Annotated in this window: 21 protein-coding genes; 12 read left to right on the top strand and 9 right to left on the bottom strand. The window is 60.1% G+C overall.

Translation table 11 applies throughout. From position 1 onward, the window contains the following. A complete protein-coding gene (locus tag ACR0AJ_RS14960; RefSeq protein WP_170350694.1) occupies nt 1–447 on the top strand; it encodes an NUDIX hydrolase in 447 nt (148 codons plus the stop codon). Here ACR0AJ_RS14960 and ACR0AJ_RS14955 read toward each other — a convergent pair. From ACR0AJ_RS14955 to ACR0AJ_RS14930, 6 genes are all read right to left on the bottom strand, one after another. Beyond that, entirely contained in the window at nt 417–3,818 is a 3,402-nt protein-coding gene (locus tag ACR0AJ_RS14955; RefSeq protein WP_480741225.1) for an efflux RND transporter permease subunit, read from the bottom strand. The genes ACR0AJ_RS14960 and ACR0AJ_RS14955 overlap by 31 nt on opposite strands. A 5-nt stretch (nt 3,819–3,823) precedes the next feature. After that, entirely contained in the window at nt 3,824–5,278 is a 1,455-nt protein-coding gene (locus ACR0AJ_RS14950) for an efflux RND transporter periplasmic adaptor subunit (protein WP_226689303.1), read from the bottom strand. A gap of 106 nt (nt 5,279–5,384) precedes the next feature. Continuing rightward, on the bottom strand, nt 5,385–5,927 hold the full coding sequence (moaB, locus tag ACR0AJ_RS14945) for a molybdenum cofactor biosynthesis protein B (protein WP_480648094.1): 543 nt from the start codon (nt 5,925–5,927) through the stop codon (nt 5,385–5,387). 6 nt (nt 5,928–5,933) lie between these two features. Continuing rightward, nucleotides 5,934–6,554 (bottom strand): LysE family translocator, encoded by a 621-nt coding sequence (locus ACR0AJ_RS14940; protein WP_480638690.1) that lies wholly within the window; start codon nt 6,552–6,554, stop codon nt 5,934–5,936. Then, on the bottom strand, nt 6,551–7,150 hold the full coding sequence (locus ACR0AJ_RS14935) for a metallophosphoesterase family protein (RefSeq protein WP_170350703.1): 600 nt from the start codon (nt 7,148–7,150) through the stop codon (nt 6,551–6,553). The genes ACR0AJ_RS14940 and ACR0AJ_RS14935 overlap by 4 nt, the downstream gene beginning before the upstream one ends. Further along, entirely contained in the window at nt 7,150–7,914 is a 765-nt protein-coding gene (locus ACR0AJ_RS14930) for a uracil-DNA glycosylase (RefSeq protein ID WP_480639040.1), read from the bottom strand. Before ACR0AJ_RS14930 ends, ACR0AJ_RS14935 begins: the two co-directional genes overlap by 1 nt. Nucleotides 7,915–7,999: 85 nt before the next feature. Between ACR0AJ_RS14930 and ACR0AJ_RS14925 the strand changes: the two genes are divergently transcribed. The 8 genes from ACR0AJ_RS14925 to ACR0AJ_RS14890 all read left to right on the top strand — a co-directional run bounded on the left by ACR0AJ_RS14925 (nt 8,000) and on the right by ACR0AJ_RS14890 (nt 13,310). Beyond that, the gene (locus tag ACR0AJ_RS14925) at nt 8,000–8,629 is read left to right on the top strand and encodes a scavenger receptor class F, member 2 (RefSeq protein ID WP_480741224.1); all 630 of its coding nucleotides are present in this window, start codon (nt 8,000–8,002) and stop codon (nt 8,627–8,629) included. A 59-nt stretch (nt 8,630–8,688) separates the two neighbouring features. Then, nucleotides 8,689–9,624 (top strand): aspartate carbamoyltransferase catalytic subunit, encoded by a 936-nt coding sequence (locus ACR0AJ_RS14920; protein ID WP_170412619.1) that lies wholly within the window; start codon nt 8,689–8,691, stop codon nt 9,622–9,624. Next, complete coding sequence (locus ACR0AJ_RS14915; RefSeq protein ID WP_170377824.1) at nt 9,621–10,139, top strand: hypothetical protein; 519 nt, start codon at nt 9,621–9,623, stop codon at nt 10,137–10,139. The genes ACR0AJ_RS14920 and ACR0AJ_RS14915 overlap by 4 nt, the downstream gene beginning before the upstream one ends. Next, the gene (locus tag ACR0AJ_RS14910) at nt 10,124–10,510 is read left to right on the top strand and encodes a hypothetical protein (RefSeq protein ID WP_226689300.1); all 387 of its coding nucleotides are present in this window, start codon (nt 10,124–10,126) and stop codon (nt 10,508–10,510) included. Before ACR0AJ_RS14915 ends, ACR0AJ_RS14910 begins: the two co-directional genes overlap by 16 nt. Then, nucleotides 10,507–11,787 (top strand): dihydroorotase, encoded by a 1,281-nt coding sequence (gene pyrC, locus ACR0AJ_RS14905; protein ID WP_480741222.1) that lies wholly within the window; start codon nt 10,507–10,509, stop codon nt 11,785–11,787. Before ACR0AJ_RS14910 ends, pyrC begins: the two co-directional genes overlap by 4 nt. After that, nucleotides 11,787–12,392: a glycerol-3-phosphate 1-O-acyltransferase PlsY gene (gene plsY, locus ACR0AJ_RS14900; protein WP_170551720.1), complete on the top strand. Its 606-nt coding sequence runs from the start codon at nt 11,787–11,789 to the stop codon at nt 12,390–12,392. Before pyrC ends, plsY begins: the two co-directional genes overlap by 1 nt. Beyond that, entirely contained in the window at nt 12,389–12,658 is a 270-nt protein-coding gene (locus tag ACR0AJ_RS14895) for a hypothetical protein (RefSeq protein WP_480741221.1), read from the top strand. Before plsY ends, ACR0AJ_RS14895 begins: the two co-directional genes overlap by 4 nt. Before the next feature lie 178 nt (nt 12,659–12,836). After that, nucleotides 12,837–13,310: a YHS domain-containing (seleno)protein gene (locus ACR0AJ_RS14890; RefSeq protein WP_170350710.1), complete on the top strand. Its 474-nt coding sequence runs from the start codon at nt 12,837–12,839 to the stop codon at nt 13,308–13,310. Between the two features lie 106 nt (nt 13,311–13,416). On the opposite strand, the gene ACR0AJ_RS14885 is transcribed toward ACR0AJ_RS14890, so the two are convergent. After that, on the bottom strand, nt 13,417–14,400 hold the full coding sequence (locus ACR0AJ_RS14885; RefSeq protein WP_480741220.1) for a quinone oxidoreductase family protein: 984 nt from the start codon (nt 14,398–14,400) through the stop codon (nt 13,417–13,419). Between the two features lie 191 nt (nt 14,401–14,591). Between ACR0AJ_RS14885 and ACR0AJ_RS14880 the strand changes: the two genes are divergently transcribed. After that, nucleotides 14,592–15,449 carry a DUF2189 domain-containing protein gene (locus ACR0AJ_RS14880; RefSeq protein WP_170350712.1) on the top strand — a complete coding sequence of 286 codons (858 nt, stop codon included), beginning with the start codon at nt 14,592–14,594 and terminating at the stop codon, nt 15,447–15,449. A 34-nt stretch (nt 15,450–15,483) separates the two neighbouring features. Here ACR0AJ_RS14880 and ACR0AJ_RS14875 read toward each other — a convergent pair whose 3' ends face one another. Next, entirely contained in the window at nt 15,484–16,470 is a 987-nt protein-coding gene (locus ACR0AJ_RS14875; RefSeq protein WP_480741218.1) for an NAD(P)H-quinone oxidoreductase, read from the bottom strand. A 55-nt stretch (nt 16,471–16,525) separates the two neighbouring features. Further along, entirely contained in the window at nt 16,526–17,218 is a 693-nt protein-coding gene (locus ACR0AJ_RS14870) for a COQ9 family protein (protein ID WP_480741217.1), read from the bottom strand. Between the two features lie 111 nt (nt 17,219–17,329). Between ACR0AJ_RS14870 and rpsU the strand changes: the two genes are divergently transcribed. After that, entirely contained in the window at nt 17,330–17,536 is a 207-nt protein-coding gene (gene rpsU, locus ACR0AJ_RS14865; RefSeq protein WP_005614280.1) for a 30S ribosomal protein S21, read from the top strand. Nucleotides 17,537–17,832: 296 nt separating this feature from the next. Continuing rightward, on the top strand, nt 17,833–18,574 hold a 742-nt coding region (locus tag ACR0AJ_RS14860), incomplete at its 3' end, for a CAP domain-containing protein (protein WP_480741215.1).

Raw genomic sequence — 18,574 nt, 5'->3', positions numbered from 1 at the left:
ATGGGGAATACTCCTAAGATCGGCGCGCTGGCCGTTGTGGTGCATGAAACCCGCGTGCTGCTGGTGCAGCGCAGCAAACAGCCAGATGCGGGGCTCTGGGGGTTTCCCGGTGGGCATGTGGAATGGGGCGAAACGGTGATGCAAGCCGCGCAAAGGGAGTTGCGCGAGGAAACCTCGGTCATCGCGGAACCGCTGTGTTATCTTGACAATCTGGACCTTCTGCGCCGCGACGAACAGGGCGCTGTGCAGTCGCATTACCTGCTGGTCGGGGTCGCTTGTGAATATCGTTCAGGTTCTCCCGTCGCAGGGGACGATGCGCTGGACGCCCGTTGGTTTTCGATAGATCAGATCAGACAAGGTGACCTGCCCATGAGTGATCGAGTCGTCGATCTGCTGGAAACCGCGCTGCAGGCGCGTCAAGCCGCCCGTCCCTTGAGCCGCACGTAAAGCAAGCCGGACAACACGACGCTTAGCATCAGAATTGGTAGCGCACCGGCAAGGAACGCTCCCAGCCCCATATGCAGCGCCGCGATGCCCTCATCCCCCGGGTAGAGCCCTGACAACAAACCAACTGGCGCGCCAGTCATCGCGGGCCAAATCATCGTCATGCCAAACCACAGCAGCAACACAAGCCCGGTGGCCATCACCGTGCCCTGCACCACTCGATCCGGTGCCCGCATCGCCCGGCGCAACGCAGTCATCGGGCGTGACAGGTCGTTTAGAATAGCCAGCAGCGCCGGCACCAGTAACAACACTAGGAACATTCCGAAACCCAGCCCGTACACCAGCGTGATCACCGAAGGTTTGAGGAACTGCGCCTGTTGCGAGCCTTCATACAGCAACGGTGTCAGCCCCAAAACCGTCGTCAGCGTCGTCAGCATCACGGGTCTGAGTCGATCCGCCGTGCCTTCGACAATCGACGGCACCAACCCCCGCTCTCGCTGATAGGCGTCGATGGTCGTGACCAGAACGATCGAGTCGTTGATGATGATCCCAGTCATCCCCAGCAGGCCGATCACGGTAAACATGCTCAGCGGTACATCCCATATATAGTGCCCCCAGATCGCGCCCACCAATCCAAACGGAATGATCGCCATCACCACCAAAGGTCGCGTCCAGCTGGCAAAAACCCAGGCCAGCACAAGGTAGATCCCGGTCAGGCACAGGATCAGGCCGGTGCGCGCCTCGGTCAGGAATTCATCTTCTTGCTCGCTCAGGCCCGTCAACCGCCATTCGACCTGCCGTTCGGCGGCGATATTGGGCAGGATCTCGTCATTCAGCGCCCGGGCAATTTCTGCCGCACGGGCCGGATCATCCTCGGAGATGTCACCCCCCACCGTAATCACTCGCAGGCCGTTATTGCGCCGCACCGTCGAAAAGCCCGACTTGCGCTCGACCGAGACGATATCGGCCAGCGGCACATAGACGCCATCCGGCGTGCGCATAAGGGTGCGTTCCAGAAAATCGGCGGTCAGTTCACCTTCGGGCAATTCGACACGGATTTCGGCGCTGCGCGGACCATCGGGGAAAGTCGCGGCCTCGATCCCGTTCAGACGATCCCGCAACACACGGCTCAGCGTTTCCATACGAAAACCCAGCGCCTGCCCTATGGGTGTCAAATCCAGAATGAAATCTTCCTTGTCATAGGCCAGGTCGTCCTGCAGCGCCGAAACCTCGGGGTATTTCGCCAATTCGGCCCGCAGATCTTCGGAAGCTGCTTTGAGCGTGTTCACGTCGGCGCCATAGAACTGCACCTCGATTGAATCACCGCCGGGCCCGGACCGCCAGCCGCGGAAGGTCAGCATCTCGACCTTGGGATGGCGCGGTACAAAATCCTGTAACTCACCCACGAACTCAAAGCTGGAATAGGGGCGCAGGTCGGCGTCGATCAGCTCGATTGAAATCCCGCCCAGCAAGTCCTGATCCTTGCCTTCTGCGGCGGGCGGGTTGAACCATCCGGCATTTCCACCCACCTCGGCCAACACATAATCGATAGGATTGCGGCCATGGCGTTCTTCGTAAATCTGTCCCAGTTCTTCGGCAGCGCGCTGAATCTCGCGCATCATCGCCAGCGTATCTTCGCGGGTCGCACCTTCGGCCATGATAAAGTTGCCAGTGACCGAGCCGCGTTCGGGCGCGTTGAAAAAGCGCCAGTTCACGTCACCTTTGATAAATAGCGCAATCTGGCTGGCCAGGATCACCACCATCACGGCCACAACCACATAGCGGGCCCAAACCACCCAGGCGATCAGCGGGCGGAACAGGTGATCGCGCACCCAGCGAAACCCGCGATTGACAACGCGGTTAGGCAAGTCATACCAATGCTCTTTCGCCGAATGCGCGATAGCGTGGGCCATGTGGTTGGGCAGAATCAGGAAACATTCGATCAACGAGGCGATCAGCACCGCAATCACAGTGAACGGGATGTCATAGATCAATTCCCCAAACCGGCCGCCGATGGCAGTCAGACCAAAAAAGGCGATCACGGTGGTCAGGGTGGCGGCGAATACCGGCATCGCCATGCGCCGCGCAGCACGTTCGGCGGCCACGATCGGAGCCTCGCCCAGCCGGCGCGCACGGAAATCGGCGTGTTCACCAACAACAATGGCGTCATCCACCACGATGCCCAGCGTGATGATCAGCCCGAACAGCGAAATCATGTTGATCGACAGCCCGCCGATATACATGAACGCAATCGCCGCTGACATTGCCACCGGGATACCCGCCGCAACCCAAAAGGCGATACGCGCATTCAGGAACAAAAACAGCAGGCACACCACAAGGCCCAACCCCATCAGACCGTTGTCCACCAGAATATCCAAGCGGTCAGTGATCGCCTGCGCACGTGTGCGGATCAGCTCGATCGTCACTCCTTCGGGCAGGCTGGCCTGCAGTTCGGCCACCACATCCTCGACCGAGTGCTGAATCTGAATCGCATCTCCCAGGTTCGAACGGTCGATGCGCACCGACATGGCGGGGTTTTCGCCAACAAAGTAACTGCGATTGCGATTGACGCCTTTCACCCGAATATCCGCAACATCCCCGATAAAAAGTTTTGAGCCATCGGCAAAATTGCGCAGCGCAATGCCCTCAATCTCTTCGGGGGTGCGCTTTTCGGTGCCGGTACGGATGCGCGCATTGGCGCCCGTGACATCACCTGCGGGGCTGGCCATCGCTTCAGCGGCTATAGCCTGCGCAATCTCGGACAGGGTGATGTCATTGGCGATCAATTGCGCCGTTGGCACTTCGACCACCACGCGCGGCGCGGCAAGGCCGCGAATCGTGGTGCGGGTCACGCCAGCGGCGAACAGGCGGTTGATCATCTCGTCGGTGAACTTGGCCAGTTGATCCGGGTCAACGGGGCCGGTCACGACCACATCCGTCACACGATCCCGCCACGCACCACGCCGGATCGAGGGTTCTTCGGCGTCATCAGGCAGGTTGGTCACACTGTCGACGGCGGTTCTGACCTCATCTACGGCGCGCGACATGTCCCAGTTCGGCTCAAACTCCAGCCGGATATTGGCGCGTCCCTCGCGCGAGGTCGAAATCGCGCTGGCAACCCCTTCGACCGCCAGCAGAGCGGGTTCCAGCAGCTGGACGATGCCATTGTCCACATCCTCGGGGCCCGCACCTTCCCATTCGACGTTGACATCGACACGTTCAAGGATGACGTCCGGGAAGAATTGCGCCCGCATCGACGGGATCGCCGCCGCGCCCAGCACCAGCATCACCAACAACAGCAGGTTGGCCACCGTCCGGTGGCGGGTGAAGTAGCTGAGGATACCGCCCGCCGCGCCGGGGATGTCGCGCATCATAGCGCTTACCCTCCTGCCCGGGTCTCGATGCTGCGCACCAGTGAGGCCGGGACACGGCTCTCGCTTAATTGTCCCAGAACACGAGCCTTGACGTCGTTCGGCATCTGATCGCTGGCCTCGACCCGCGCCACCAGTTGGGCGCGTTGTTCATCCGACAATTCAACCATGTCCGGTTCCGCCCCGGCATTGGCCTCGATCCGCAGTGGCCGCACCCGAACCCCGCCACCCAACAGCGGCGTCCGGCCAACAACAACCTCGCGCCCGACCAGACCATCACCGCGCAACAACACCTCATCGCCCTGGCGACGGATCAGTTGCACAGGCAGCGCCTCGAGCCTGTCATCGGGGCCCAGCACCAGCACCGTGCCCGCCGCATCAAGAACCGATGATGGCAAACGCACCACATTGTCCAGCTGTTGTTCCTGTACTGTGACCGTTACGAAATCGCCAGGCTTGAAACCGGGCGCGTCGTCCAGACGGGCATAGATCAGACGGCCAGTCTGCCCCTCACCCGCTGATCCGCTGTCGCGGCTGATGCGCCCCGTGGCGATCAGATCGGTTCCTGTTACCTCAAGCGATACGGTCACCGGCGCCTCGATCAGATTACCCTGGGCATCCAATAGGCGCACAAACTGCGCAGTCGAGACACGGAACGCGACCTCAAGCGCGTTGGGATCCACTAATTCCGCCAGTTTTTCATTCGCCGCAACCAACCGGCCCTCGACCAGGGTCACATCCGTCAGCGTCCCGGCAAACCGCGCGCGGACGGTCATGTCGTCCAGATCGCGTTCAGCGGCCTCAAGCGCGATACGGGCACGGGCCAACAACGTGGTTGCCTGATCGACGCGCGATTCCGCCTGCGCCAGTGCGATACGGCGCGCCAGAACCGCCTGCTGTGCGGCCGCTTCGGCCAGTTCGGCCTCTTCTGCGGCGGCAGGCGTGCCCACCCCGCGGCTTTGCAAATCCTTCTGACGCTGCATGGCACGTCCACGCAAGGCCGCCTGCGCCTCGGCCGAGTTCAACTCATCCTGCGCCAAAAGCAGTGAGCGTTCGGCATCGCGTTCCTCGAACTGAGCGTCCAGCAGGTCGGACTTGGCGCGGTCCAGGGCCGATTGTGCGTCAGCCGGGTCCAGTTCGACCAGAACCTCGCCGGTGGTGACGACGCCGCCATCCTCAAAATCCTCAGCCAACGAGATCACGCGCCCGCCCAATGCGGCGCGCAGCTCCAGGCGGCGGCGGCTTTGCACCTCGCCAAAGGCTTCGAGATAGGGGGTTACCGTCTCTAACTCGGCCGGTTGCACGCTGACGGCAAAAATGCGTTCGCGGCCCTCGGGTGGCTCACTGTCGCGGTTCAGGGCCTCTTGCACCGCGCTGACAATCAGCTGTACCGCGACAAATACCAAGGCCAGCGTTAGAAACGCCAGAAAGACACCAACAAGGCTTTGCCTCAAAAATCGCATCTATCACTTACCCCGGTCGCATCAGGCTACCATATGCAAAACGTAGCCGGGCACGGAAAAATGCCAAGCCACAAAGCGGTTACAATCAGTTATACGTGCAACCAGTCTACTTCCGTCGGAGATGTTCGTCCAATCTTGGCATTATTTCCACGAAATTGCAGGGACGATGCCGGTAATCGAACTGTTTTTCTAATATACCGTCCCAGGCGTCCTTGCAGGCACCGGGGCTGCCGGGCAGTGCAAACAGATAAGTGCCCTCGGCCACGCCACCCGTGGCGCGGGATTGCACCGCTGAAGTGCCGATCTTTTCCATCGAAATGAGGGTGAAAACAGTGCCGAATGCCTCAATTTCCTTTTCATAGACGTCCCGGTGCGCCTCAACCGTCACATCGCGGCCGGTCAAACCGGTGCCACCGGTCGAGATCACCACGTCAATGTCCGGGTCACCGGCCCACAGCCGCAACTGCGCCGCGATCTCACCGCGCTCATCGCGGATGATCTTGCGGTCGGCCACCGAATGACCCGCGCGTTCGATCCGGTCGACCAATGTCTGACCTGAGCGGTCATCTTCTAGCGATCGCGTATCCGAGACGGTCAGAACTGCGATCCGAACCGGAATGAATTCCATGCTTTCGTCGATGCGTGACATGTGGTGTCAGGCCCTTTCCATGATGGCAAGCCGGATGGCGAGGGCAGCGAAAATTCCCCCGGTCACCCAGCCCATAATACGTGAGGCGCGCGGGTTCGAGATCAGAATCTTCCCCGCGCCCCCGGCAAATACGCCCACCAGCCCATTCACCACAAACCCGCCCAGCGCGATGATGACGCCCAAAATCAGGAATTGGGGCAGGATCGGACCTATGGCGGGATTCACGAATTGCGGGATAAAGGCCAAAACGAACAGGATGACCTTGGGATTGGTCAGGTTCACCACCAACCCGTCGCGAAAGGCGTGGCTTGTGGGCTTTGCAGGCGCATCGGCGGACACCGCCCCGTTCCGGATCGCGCCCCATGCCAAATACAGCAGATAAGCCACCCCCATCCAGCGGATTACATCGAACAGCCATGGCATCGTAGCTACGGCGGCCCCCAACCCAAGCCCCGCTACAAAAACATGAACCATCGATCCGAGGGAAATTCCCGCGCTTGCAGCGAAAGCCGGTTTGGCACCTGACCGCAAACCTTGCCCAAAGCAAAACAACATGTCTGCGCCGGGGGTGAAATTCAGTGCCAAAGCTGCCGGAATAAACGCCAGCAGCGTGACCATTTCTATCATAAGGTGACCTCGAACCAATTTACCTTGGGGCCCAGATTGGCGATCTGCGTGCGGCCTAGGCTGCCGCGATAGCCCCAGCTGTCATGGATGTGTCCACACAGCGCAAGTTGCGGCTGCAGGCGTTCCACTGCGTCGCGCACGGCCACGGACCCCACCGCATCGCCCTGCGACGTGACATCGCCGTACCCCTTGGGCGGTGAATGCGCGATCAGAATATCCGCCGCGTCACAACGGTCCAGCAATTCAGTGGCCTCAGCCTCGGTCAGGTCACAGGACCAGTCGCCAAAAGGTGTAACCGGCACGCCATACCCCAGCCCGAACAGCCGCAGGCCGTCCAATGTCATGCCGGCGCCGTGCAGCACATGGTCACCTTCCGGCGCGGCCTTGACCAGTTCCTGCGCGCTTTCGGCATTGCCGGGCACCATCACGAACGGTGCGGTGATGCCGGACAGCATCGCCATCGCCTGGTCCAACCCCTGTCGCGCATTGCAGAAATCCCCAGCCCCGATCACCAGATCGGCCTCGGCGCTGGCCGCGACGACCTCGGCCGCGCGGTTGCGTGCCATATGCAGATCGGAAAAGGCCAGAATGCGCATCACTTGCCCTCCAGCCGGGCTTTCAGCTCTAGCAGATCAGCCCAGGCCTGCCGCTTCATCTGTGGTTGGCGCAGCAGGTAAGCGGGGTGGAACATCGGGATGACCGGTAGGTTCAGCGCCTGTGCCCATTGCCCGCGCAACCGAGTGATACCGCGCTTGCCCAGCACCGCCTGACAGCTGATATTGCCCATAATCACCAGAACCTCGGGCTTGGCCAGCGCCACATGCCGTTCCAGAAACGGTTTCATCATCCCGATCTCTTCGGGTTTCGGGTCGCGATTCTGCGGCGGGCGCCAGGGCAGGACGTTGGTGATATAGGCATTCTGGGTGCGATCCAGATCAATCGCCACCAGCATCCGGTCCAGCAATTGCCCGGCGCGACCGACAAAGGGCTTGCCTTCACGGTCCTCTTCTCGGCCTGGCGCTTCGCCGATGATCATGACCCGTGCGCCCGGCGTGCCATCTGCAAAGACCAACTGCCGCGCGCCACGCTTCAGCTCGCAATGCTCAAACGTATCCATCGCCGAACGCAATTGGTCCAGCGACCCAGCACCTTGGGCTGCCGCTTTCGCGACGGCAACTGGATCTACTTTCTTGGGTTTGCCCGGGGCAGCCTGGGCCACGGCGGGCTTTTTAGTCTTGGGCGCAGTGTCAGGCAAAGCAAAACGGTCAACCGGCGCATCGCCGATTGCGTCCGTTGCACCCAGTTCGATCTGCCACTCCAGCAGAGCCCGTGCCGTATGATAGTCCAAAGCCGATTCCATACTCTTCAATCTAACCAGCTTTTGAACGAGGGAAAGCGAATAGGCCTTGATCGGGCGGTCCGTCGCACCGACCATGAGAGTATTCATGATGGTTCTATTGCGATTCCTTATGATTACTTTGCTGCTGACCACCCTCAGCGGCCCTGCTTTTGCGCAGCTTTTCGACCGCAACGGCCAATGCCGCCCCGGCCAGTTCCAATGCGGCCCAAGGTGCTGTTCGGGCGGACAGAGATGCAGCTTTGATGGCCATTGCATTCCTCTGGGTGGCACCTATTGCGGGGGCGGGCGCACCTGCGGCCCGTTTGAGCGCTGCGTTGCGGGGGGCACGCGATGCGCGCCTGCGGGGGCGAACAGTTGTACTTCGCGCGCGGATTGCCCGGGCGGCTCGATCTGCAATGCGCGCCGCGAATGTGAACGCATCACGCCCAATTTTGACCCCAACACAGCAATCGAAGGCCTACCCACCGTCTGCGATGATGGCCTGACTTGCGGTGCGGGATCGTCCTGTCTGCCGGGCGGCGGATGCTCGCGCCCCGGATGGTTTTTGTGCGAGGAAACCGGCTCGCAATGCCGCCCCGGGTTCAAGTGTTCCGAACATCAGGGATGCGTGCCGATCAAGGCCATCGACTGCGGCTATGGCAAATGGTGCAAACCCGGCGAACAATGCCTGCCCGAGGGTGGATGCGAGAAACTGCCAGAAGGAACCGATCCTTAGGTTGCCTAGGCGCGCGGACCTTCCTATAAGCGGCCCGATTGTCAGACAGGAGCCCGCCCATGCGTTTCGCCCATCGTCACCTTCTTGGCATCGAGCATCTGTCGCAATCCGATATCACCGCTATTCTTGATCTGGCCGAGACATATGTCGACCTGAACCGGCAATCGACCAAGCATTCCGACGTTTTGTCGGGGCTGACGCAGATCAACATGTTCTTCGAAAACTCGACCCGCACGCAGGCCAGCTTTGAACTGGCGGGCAAGCGGCTGGGCGCGGATGTAATGAACATGGCGATGCAGGCCAGTTCGATCAAAAAGGGCGAGACCCTGATCGACACCGCCATGACGCTGAACGCGATGCATCCCGATCTGCTGGTGGTGCGGCATCCGCATTCCGGCGCCGTCGATCTGCTGGCGCAAAAAGTCAACTGTGCGGTGTTGAATGCGGGCGATGGCAAGCATGAACACCCGACACAGGCCTTGCTGGACGCGTTGACGATCCGTCGCGCCAAGGGCCGTCTGCACCGGCTGAACATCGCCATTTGCGGCGATGTCGCCCATTCCCGCGTGGCACGGTCGAACCTGATCCTGCTGGGCAAGATGGAAAACCGCATCCGTCTGATCGGCCCGCCCACTTTGGTGCCCGACCACTTTGCCGAATTTGGTGCCGAGATCTATGACGACATGAATGAGGGCCTTAGGGAAGTTGATGTTGTCATGATGCTGCGCCTTCAAAAGGAACGGATGGATGGCGGCTTTATTCCGTCCGAGCGTGAGTATTACCACCGCTATGGGCTGGACGCCGCCAAGCTGGCGCTGGCCAAGTCCGACGCCATCGTCATGCATCCCGGTCCGATGAACCGCGGGGTCGAGATTGACGGGACCCTGGCCGACGACATCAACCGCTCGGTCATTCAGGAACAGGTTGAAATGGGGGTCGCCGTCCGCATGGCTGCGATGGAACTTTTGGCCCACAACCTGCGCGAGGTGGCATGAGCGATCTGACCGTTGCCCCCCATGAACGCGGCGTGATCCGCCTGTTCACGCTGAACATGCGCCCGGAAGAAGCCAAATTTCTGCGTGAACCCGGTGCCGCCGATCAAATTCTGGGCGTCGCGGGGCTGGACCCTGAACAGATCGACGTCTTTGCGGTCTCAGACCTCGAGGACCTGGGGCTCTATGGCTATCTGAACGAGGGCTGCGGCGTGTCCGCCGATCAGTTGGATCGCACAGCGCTTGAAGCCATAACGGGTTGGGTCATGGTGGTCCGCAGCGCTGCCTTTGGCGGTCGCGCAGCCACTCTGATCCCGGACAAACGGCTGCGCCTGATCGGGCTGTTCACCGAAGAGGCTACCAATTGGACCGGCGGTCCGATCGAAACCGAAAGCGCAAAACCGTTCTCGGCCCCTCAACCCGCATCCCAAAACGACCAACCCCGCCGCATCGGTTCTGCCGTTCTGGCATTAGTGATCCTTTTGGCCGTCGGAGGCATCCTGTGGCTGATCCTGTGACCTTCTCGCCCGACAGAGGCACTTATATTCGCACCAACGCATGGCTGGCCGCCGTGGCCATGGCGGGTGCGATGATTGTGCTTTGGCTGATTGGAAACCCCTATCCCTGGACCGGTGCGCCTGCCGGTCTGGCCGCCGTCGGCATCCGGGCATGGTACATGGCCTCGGAAGAACTGGTCGCCACCTGGACGATGACGGACACCACCCTCACCGGCCCCGGCCCGCGCAAGGTGGCCCTGAACCAGATCAAGGCGGTCAATATCATGGGCAGTTTTGTCCAGATCGTCACCAAGGGCGGCGACAAGCACCTGATCAAATATCAGGCGGATTCCGCCGCCACCAAAGCCGCAATCGAAAGGGCACTGGCATGAGCAACCTGACCTTCACCAACGCCCGCCTGATCGACCCGGAAACCGGCACGGACAGCCTTGGCTGGCTGCAGGTGGGCAACGGCCAGATTACCGCGCGCGGTGACGGCGACGCACCGTCCACGGATACGCCAATCATCGATTGCAGCGGGCACTGCCTTGCCCCTGGCATCGTCGATATCGGCGTCAAAGTCTGCGAACCGGGCGAGCGGCACAAGGAAAGCTATAAATCCGCCGGTCTGGCAGCAGCAGCCGGCGGTGTGACCACCATCGTTACCCGCCCCGATACCAGCCCGGCCATCGATACGCCCGAAAGCCTTGAATTTGTCACCCGCCGCGCGCAGGCGGATACGCCGGTCAACGTCTTGCCCATGGCCGCCCTGACCAAAGGACGCGACGGGCGTGAGATGACCGAGATCGGTTTTCTGCAAGATGCGGGCGCGGTGGCGTTCACCGATTGCGATCACGTTGTCACCAACACCAAGGTATTCTCGCGCGCTCTGACCTATGCGCGGTCTTGCGACGCGCTGGTTATCGCGCACCCACAGGAACCTGTCCTGAGCGCCGGGGCCGCCGCGACCAGCGGCAAGTTTGCAACCTTGCGCGGATTGCCCGCCGTCGCGCCCATGGCCGAACGCATGGGGCTGGACCGTGATATTGCCCTGCTGGAAATGACTGGCGCTGCCTATCACGCCGATCAGATCACCACCGCCCGCGCTCTGCCCGCGCTAGAGCGCGCCAAGCGCAACGGGCTGGACATCACCGCGGGCACTTCGATCCACCATCTGACGCTGAACGAGCTGGACGTGGCCGACTATCGGACTTTCTTCAAGGTCAAGCCGCCGCTGCGGTCCGAAGATGACCGTCAGGCGGTTATCGAGGCCGTGCGCAGCGGCTTGATCGACATCATCAGCTCGATGCACACACCGCAGGACGAGGAAAGCAAACGCCTGCCGTTTGAAGAGGCCGCCTCGGGCGCCGTTGCGTTGGAAACGCTGCTGCCCGCAGCCCTGCGCCTGTATCATTCGGAACAGTTGGACCTGCCGACGCTGTTCCGGGCCATGGCGCTGAACCCGGCAAAACGGCTGGGGCTGGACAGCGGTCGCCTGTCCGAGGGCGCGCCCGCCGATCTGGTGCTGTTTGACCTGGATGTGCCCTTTGTGCTGGACCGGTTCTCGCTGAAATCAAAATCGCAGAACACACCGTTTGACGACCAGCGGATGCAAGGTAAGGTCACCGCAACTTACGTGGCTGGACAAGAAGTTTACCGGAGACCCTGATGCCGCCATTTGACAGTTCGATGACGCAGCTGATCCTCTGGGCTGTGCTTGGTTATCTGATGGGGTCTGTTCCCTTTGGCATGATCGTCGCCAAGGTCATGGGGCTGGGCAACCTGCGCAATATCGGGTCAGGCAATATCGGAGCAACCAATGTGCTGCGCACCGGCAACAAGGCAGCCGCGGCGCTGACGCTGATCTTTGACGCCGCCAAGGGCGCGGTGGCCGTTCTGTTGGCGCGGGCACTGGCCGGGGAAGACGCCGCCCAGACCGCAGCGCTGGCCGCATTTTTGGGCCACTGCTTTCCTGTCTGGCTGGGCTTTAACGGCGGCAAGGGCGTGGCCACCTTTCTGGGCCTGTGGCTGGCGCTGGATTGGCGCGTAGGTGTGGCCTGCTGTCTGACATGGCTGGTGGCTGCAGCGATCTGGCGGATTTCATCACTGGGCGCGCTGGTGGCGGCGGCCATGTCGGTTGTCTGGGTGATTGTGCTGACGGACAGTTCAGCCTTTGCGTTGAGCATCATCCTAACCCTACTGGTCTACTGGCGCCACAGCGCCAATCTGGCGCGGATCAAGGCGGGAACCGAGCCGAAAATCGGCAAATCGTGATTGCGCCAACCGGTTTTCTGAACGCCTTTTTCGCGCTGCCCGAGGGTACGTTTACCGGTTACGCCAATGGGCGGCGCTATGTGGTCAGCCGTTCGGTTTATGGCGCTGGAAGATCTCTCAAACTGGTGGCCCGTCAGCTTGGCGGCCCGGACTATATCAGCATGAACCTTTATTTGACGCGACAAAGTGGTGCCCTGCTGCGCCCTTGTGAAATGCCTGCCGATAAGGTCGTTTCATTCGTCACCGCTCTGATCCCGGATACGTAGCCTGCATCACCAAAATTTGTGTTACCGGACCTTCACAATTGATTGTCTTGAACGTGATCGGGGCGCTGCCCAATTGAGGTTCTGTGACGGCCAATTACCGGCGTCGCAAAACAAAATCCGGTTTGCCCGGGCAAAATTCAGGTGCTCTAGAGCAAGCCTATTCACGAAAGGTGAAACCATGAACAAGTTCAAATCCATTCTGGGCGGCGTTGCGCTGTCCGTTGCAATCGCAAGCTCGGCGCTGGCCGCTGGTGTTGAGATCAACGCAAGCTCGACCGGTCTGGCAATGCAGGGCTATGACCCGGTTGCATACTTCACCGTAGGCGAGCCGACCAAAGGCGATTACCGCATCTCGACCCTGCACAACGACGCTCTGTACCGTTTTGCTTCGGAAGAAAACAAAGCTGCCTTTGAAGAAAACCCAGAAGCCTACCTGCCCGCATATGGCGGTTACTGCGCATTCGGCACCGCGATGGGCTTCAAGTTCGACGGCGACCCGAACTACTGGAAAATCGTTGACAACAAACTGTACCTGAACCTGTCGAAAGACATTCAGGAGCGCTGGGAAGGCGACGTTCCGGGCTTTATCGAAAAAGCCGGTGTGAACTGGGAAAACATTGCTGACAAAGATCCGGCTGAGCTGCAGCAATAATTTGCTGACATCTGAAAGTCTTTCGGCGGCGAGGTCACTCGCCGCCGTTTTTGTTTGTTCCCGCTGGCGACAGGCCCTGTGACATTTGCTTAGGACTTGATGAGTTTTACAATTCCAGCACCGTGCTGCCAGTGGTTTGCCGTGTCTCAAGCGCACGATGCGCATCGTCCACCCGATCCAGCGGAAAGCGCTGATCGATATGGATCTTGACCTCACCGCCCTCAACCTTGCCGAACAGACGTCGGGCCATCGCCTGACAGACCGCGTGATCGGCAATATGGGTAAACAAAGTCGGGCGGGTGATCTTGAGCGAGCCCTTCTTCGCCAGCATCCCAATATCTATCAGCGGCACAGACCCTGACGCATTGCCGAAGGAAATCATCATCCCCAACGGCTTGAGACAGTCCAGCGATCCGGTGAACGTATCCGCCCCGATGGAATCCATCACCACATCCACTCCCTTGCCGCCGGTGATTTCGGCTACGCGCTCGACAAAGTTTTCGGTGCGATAATTGATGCAATGCGCGGCGCCGTTGAATTGGGCAAGGCTGCATTTTTCGTCGGTCCCGGCGGTTCCGATCAGAGTAATCCCCTCGGATTTGGCCCATTGGCATGCGATCAGCCCTACGCCACCAGCGGCCGCGTGAAACAAAACAGTATCGCCACGTTTCAACGGCGTCGTTCGGTGAAACAAATATTCGACCGTCAATCCCTTTAGCATCATCGCCGCCGCCGCATCATACGGAATCCCGTCAGGTAGTGGACAAACCTGCGCTGCGGGCATCACCCGGGCTTCGGAATAGGCGCCTGCCGGTGCCGCCGCATAAGCTGCACGTTGGCCAGGCTCAAGATGGGTCACACCTTCGCCTACGGCTTCGATCACGCCTGCGGCCTCCATACCCAAGGCGTGCGGCAGGTCCATCGGGTACAGCCCGATCCGCTGGTAGATGTCGATAAAATTCAATCCGCAGGCATGATGGCGGATGCGCACCTCCCCAGGGCCCGGGTCCCCGACGGGGCAGTCTTCGATCCTCAGAACTTCGGGGCCGCCGTGTTCGTGAATGACGACGGTTCTTGCCGTTTGCTGCATGCTGACCTCCTGTTGCCTGCGACCAAGCTAACACGCCTGAAAATCAGGGCAATCGGCACATTTCCGCGTCACGCAACCGTAACGTGAAAAAATGTGCTATACTGCTATCTGGGCGTTGCCGGCTGGTCCGGCCTCAGGCAATCGATGCCGGATCCACCCTGCTGCGCGATACGCAAAGGGAGGGGAAATCAATGGCTAAAACGATTGGAAATCCGATTAGCTGGGCCGCCCAGAATATCGGTGCGACCGGTGATCACATAGCTGAAAGCGTCAACCATATCGGCAGCGCGGATACGCGGCATCTGCCGGTGGTGCAAAATTTAACGATGCAAGACCTGCGGGCTTGTCTACAGGCAGGGTACAATGACTTTCTGGAAACCAGAGCAGATGCCATATTCATCGTGCTGATCTACCCGATCGCAGGATTGTTGATGTTCGGGTTCGGGCTGAACCGCAACATGGTGCCGCTGCTGGCACCGCTGATCATGGGGTTTGCTCTGATCGGCCCAATAGCCGCAGTGGGTCTGTACGAGATCAGCCGCAAACGTGAACAAGGGGGAGAAGTGCATTGGCTGGATGCGTTCGGCGTGTTCCGATCGCCATCTTTCGGTGCCATTTTGATGTTGGGTTTCTATCTGGTCATGCTTTTGCTTGTCTGGCTGATGGTAGCGCAGAGCATCTATGTCCACACGCTGGGCCCTGATCTGCCCACATCCTTAGGCGCCTTTGTCACGCAGGTGTTCACCACCGGTGCGGGCTGGACAATGATCATCTTTGGCAACGCGGTAGGATTCCTGTTTGCTCTGGTCGCACTAGCCATCAGCGTGGTCAGCTTTCCGTTATTACTGGACCGCAAAGTGGGTCTACCAGTGGCGGTTGTGACCTCGGTCCGGGTGCTGCGGCAAAACCCCGGAGTGATCCTGACATGGGGCTTCATTGTCGCCGCCTTGCTGGTGATTGGCGCAATCCCGATGCTGCTGGGGTTGATTGTGGTGATGCCCGTGCTGGGCCACGCCACATGGCACCTGTACCGCCGGGCCGTCGCCTAAAGCGCGCGGCCTGAACCGCGCGCTGGTCAGCAGCTTATCCGGCGACGTTCAAAACGATCTTGCCGATGTGATTTGAACTTTCCATACGCGCATGTGCAGCGGCGGCATCGGCCAGCGCGAACTCGCTGTCCATCACGGGCGCCACCCTTCCGGCGTCCAGCAATGGCCAGACCGCCTCGCGCAGATCCTGCGCAATCTTTGCCTTGGCCAGATCACTTTGTGGGCGTAGGGTGCTGCCGGTCAGGGTCAACCGTTTGACCATCATCAGGGCGAAGTTCAGTTCGACCTTCGGGCCCTGCAAAAAGGCGATCTGCACCAAGCGCCCGTCTTCAGCCAGGGTCTTGACGTTGCGCGGGATATAATCGCCCCCAACCATGTCGAGGATCAGGTTCGCCCCACCTTCGGCGCGCAGGACACCCACGAAATCCTCATCGCGGTAATTGATCGCCTTTTCGGCCCCCAGTTTGACGCAAGCCTCGCATTTATCGGCCGACCCGGCGGTTGCAAAGACCCGTGCGCCAAGCGCATTGGCCAGTTGGATGGCCGTCGTGCCAATACCGCTGGAGCCGCCATGGACCAGAAAACGCTCACCCGCTTTCAACCCACCGCGCATGAAGACGTTGGACCAGACGGTAAAGAAGGTCTCGGGCAGGCAGGCGGCCTCTTTCATTTCCATACCTGTGGGAACCGGTAGGCAATGTGCAGCGGGCGTGGCGACATATTCGGCATAGCCACCGCCGGGCAACAACGCACAGACCTTGTCACCAACCGACAGGCCATCGACACCCGCACCGATCGCCACGACCTCGCCCGACGCCTCCAGGCCTGGCAAATCGCTGGCACCCGGCGGGGGATCATAAGCCCCAGCGCGCTGCAACGCGTCCGGGCGGTTTACCCCGGCATATGCCACTTTGAGAATCACCTGACCGGCTTGGGGTTCCGGTACGGGACGGTCGGTCAGTTGCAAAACCTCCGGTCCGCCGGGTTTGGTGATTTCAACGGCGCGCATTGTCTGGGTCATGGGCAAATCTCCTTTGCCCAATGCCTAGCAGGCAATTTCTGGAAGGCCCAGATGCTTACTTGCGCGGATTCAGCATCCCGGGCAGGTCGACCCGCATTTTCACGGGCGGTTTCACCTGGCTGGCAAACCAGTTCGGCACCGCCAGAAACGGTTTGAACAGCGGATTACCATTCACCTGCGCCTTGAGCTTTTCGAATTGCATGACATTGTCGATGCGACGGTCCAGAAACTCCCACGTTTTCTGGTGGTCCGGCGAATCATCCCCCAACCAGAACAACAGGGTCGAGGAATAGACCCCAGACAAGGTCGCGCGCTTGGTGTACCAGTTCACGTCGTCCGAGGTATCGCCCAGCGTGTCCCAGATCAGATCGCAGGTCTGCCACAGCGCTTTGGCCCCATCCGCCGCATGGGTCGGCAGCGAAAACAGCGTCATGCCCCGGCGCACCAATTCCTTGTCAGGCACAGCCTCAAGCCGGAACCGAACGGCAGCGGCCACACGCTCGCGGAATTTCAGCTCGCTCAGGTCGGTGGATTTCAGACGCTTTACCATGACCGCATCCCCGCGCGCATGAAAAGCCAGCGCCAGATCAACCGCGCCTCGGGGGCAGATTGCGCGCGCCAAACCGTCATCCAGATCGCAATCAATGATCGCGGCACGAAAGCTGGTTTCAGACCAACCGTCAAAGGGCACGTGGGTCAGCATCGCGTCCAAAAGCTGTTGTTTTGCATCTTCATAGGTAACGGTCATGGCGGGTCTCCGGTTCTCGGGGCCAGTACTAGACAAGATAGACCGGCTTTGCTATACGGCCAACTCCTGCAATTTCCTTGCAACTCTATCTAGAAAGGTGGTGACAACCACATGCAGGTTAGTGTTCGCGACAATAACGTCGATCAGGCGCTTCGTGCCCTGAAGAAAAAGCTGCAGCGCGAAGGCGTGTTCCGTGAAATGAAGCTGAAGCAACATTTCGAGAAACCGTCCGAGAAAAAAGCGCGAGAGAAGGCTGAAGCGATCCGTCGTGCCCGTAAACTGGCACGTAAGAAAGCACAGCGCGAAGGTTTGCTCTAAGCACCTCGCTCGTCCAGCTTTGGATGACACTATTTGACGACCCCCGAGGCATCGCCCGGGGGTTTGTCGTTTCTATCACCGGTTGCATTCCGCCGAGTCCACCTCTGCCTTAGGCGACAAGCTGCTAAATCGGGCCAAGCAACATTTTGCCCGGCATTTTGCAGCGCAGCGAATCCCGTATCGGTAGCACGCCCCTGCTGAAATTCGCCTGAAATCTAAACCGCTCTGTCCGTCCGTTCGACGCCCCCTGTAACTGGCCTCGTCTACTCAGACGACCATTCAAAACGGAGGCTACTATGTCGACTGCAAGTACATTCGAGCAAGAAATGCTGGCGTTAATCAATGATGAGCGCACATCCCGCGGGCTATCCCCGCTGCAACTGGAAACCCGCCTGAACGCATCGGCTGAAGATCACAGCACCTGGATGCTGAACGCCGATATATTCAGCCACACCGGTTCGGGCGGTTCTAGCGCGACTGAGCGCATGGAAGATGCCGGGTTCGACTTTACCGGCAGCTGGCGGTCAGGTGAAAACATCGCCTGGCAATCGGAACGCGGTGCCGCAGGCATCAGCGACGATGTCGAGCAACTGCACCAGAGCCTGATGAACAGCCCTGGCCACCGCGCCAACATCCTGAACCCTGACTACGAATTTATCGGAATTGGGATTGAAGAAGGCGACTACAATGGGTGGGATGCCGTCATGGTGACCCAGAACTTTGCCACTACCGACGCTGCAGTGGTGCTGGACAACGGTGCGGCACCAACGCCGCCCACGGACGACGTGGCAATGCCGGAAGACCCTGTCACCGAAGACCCGGTCGAAGAAACGCCTGACACCGACGTCACCGAAACCGAGGACCCGAGCGAGGAAACACCGGACACCGATGTCACCGAGACCGACGACCCGGTTGAGAAAACGCCTAACACCGACGTCACCGAGACCGACGACCCAGTCGAAGAAACGCCTGACACCGATGTCACCGAGACCGACGAACCGGTTGAGGAAACGCCAGACACCGATGTCACCGAGACCG

Source organism: Ruegeria sp. CJ9 (assembly GCF_056536625.1).
Note: the sequence above shows the minus strand (reverse complement) of the source record. Positions and strands in the feature narration are given on the sequence as shown.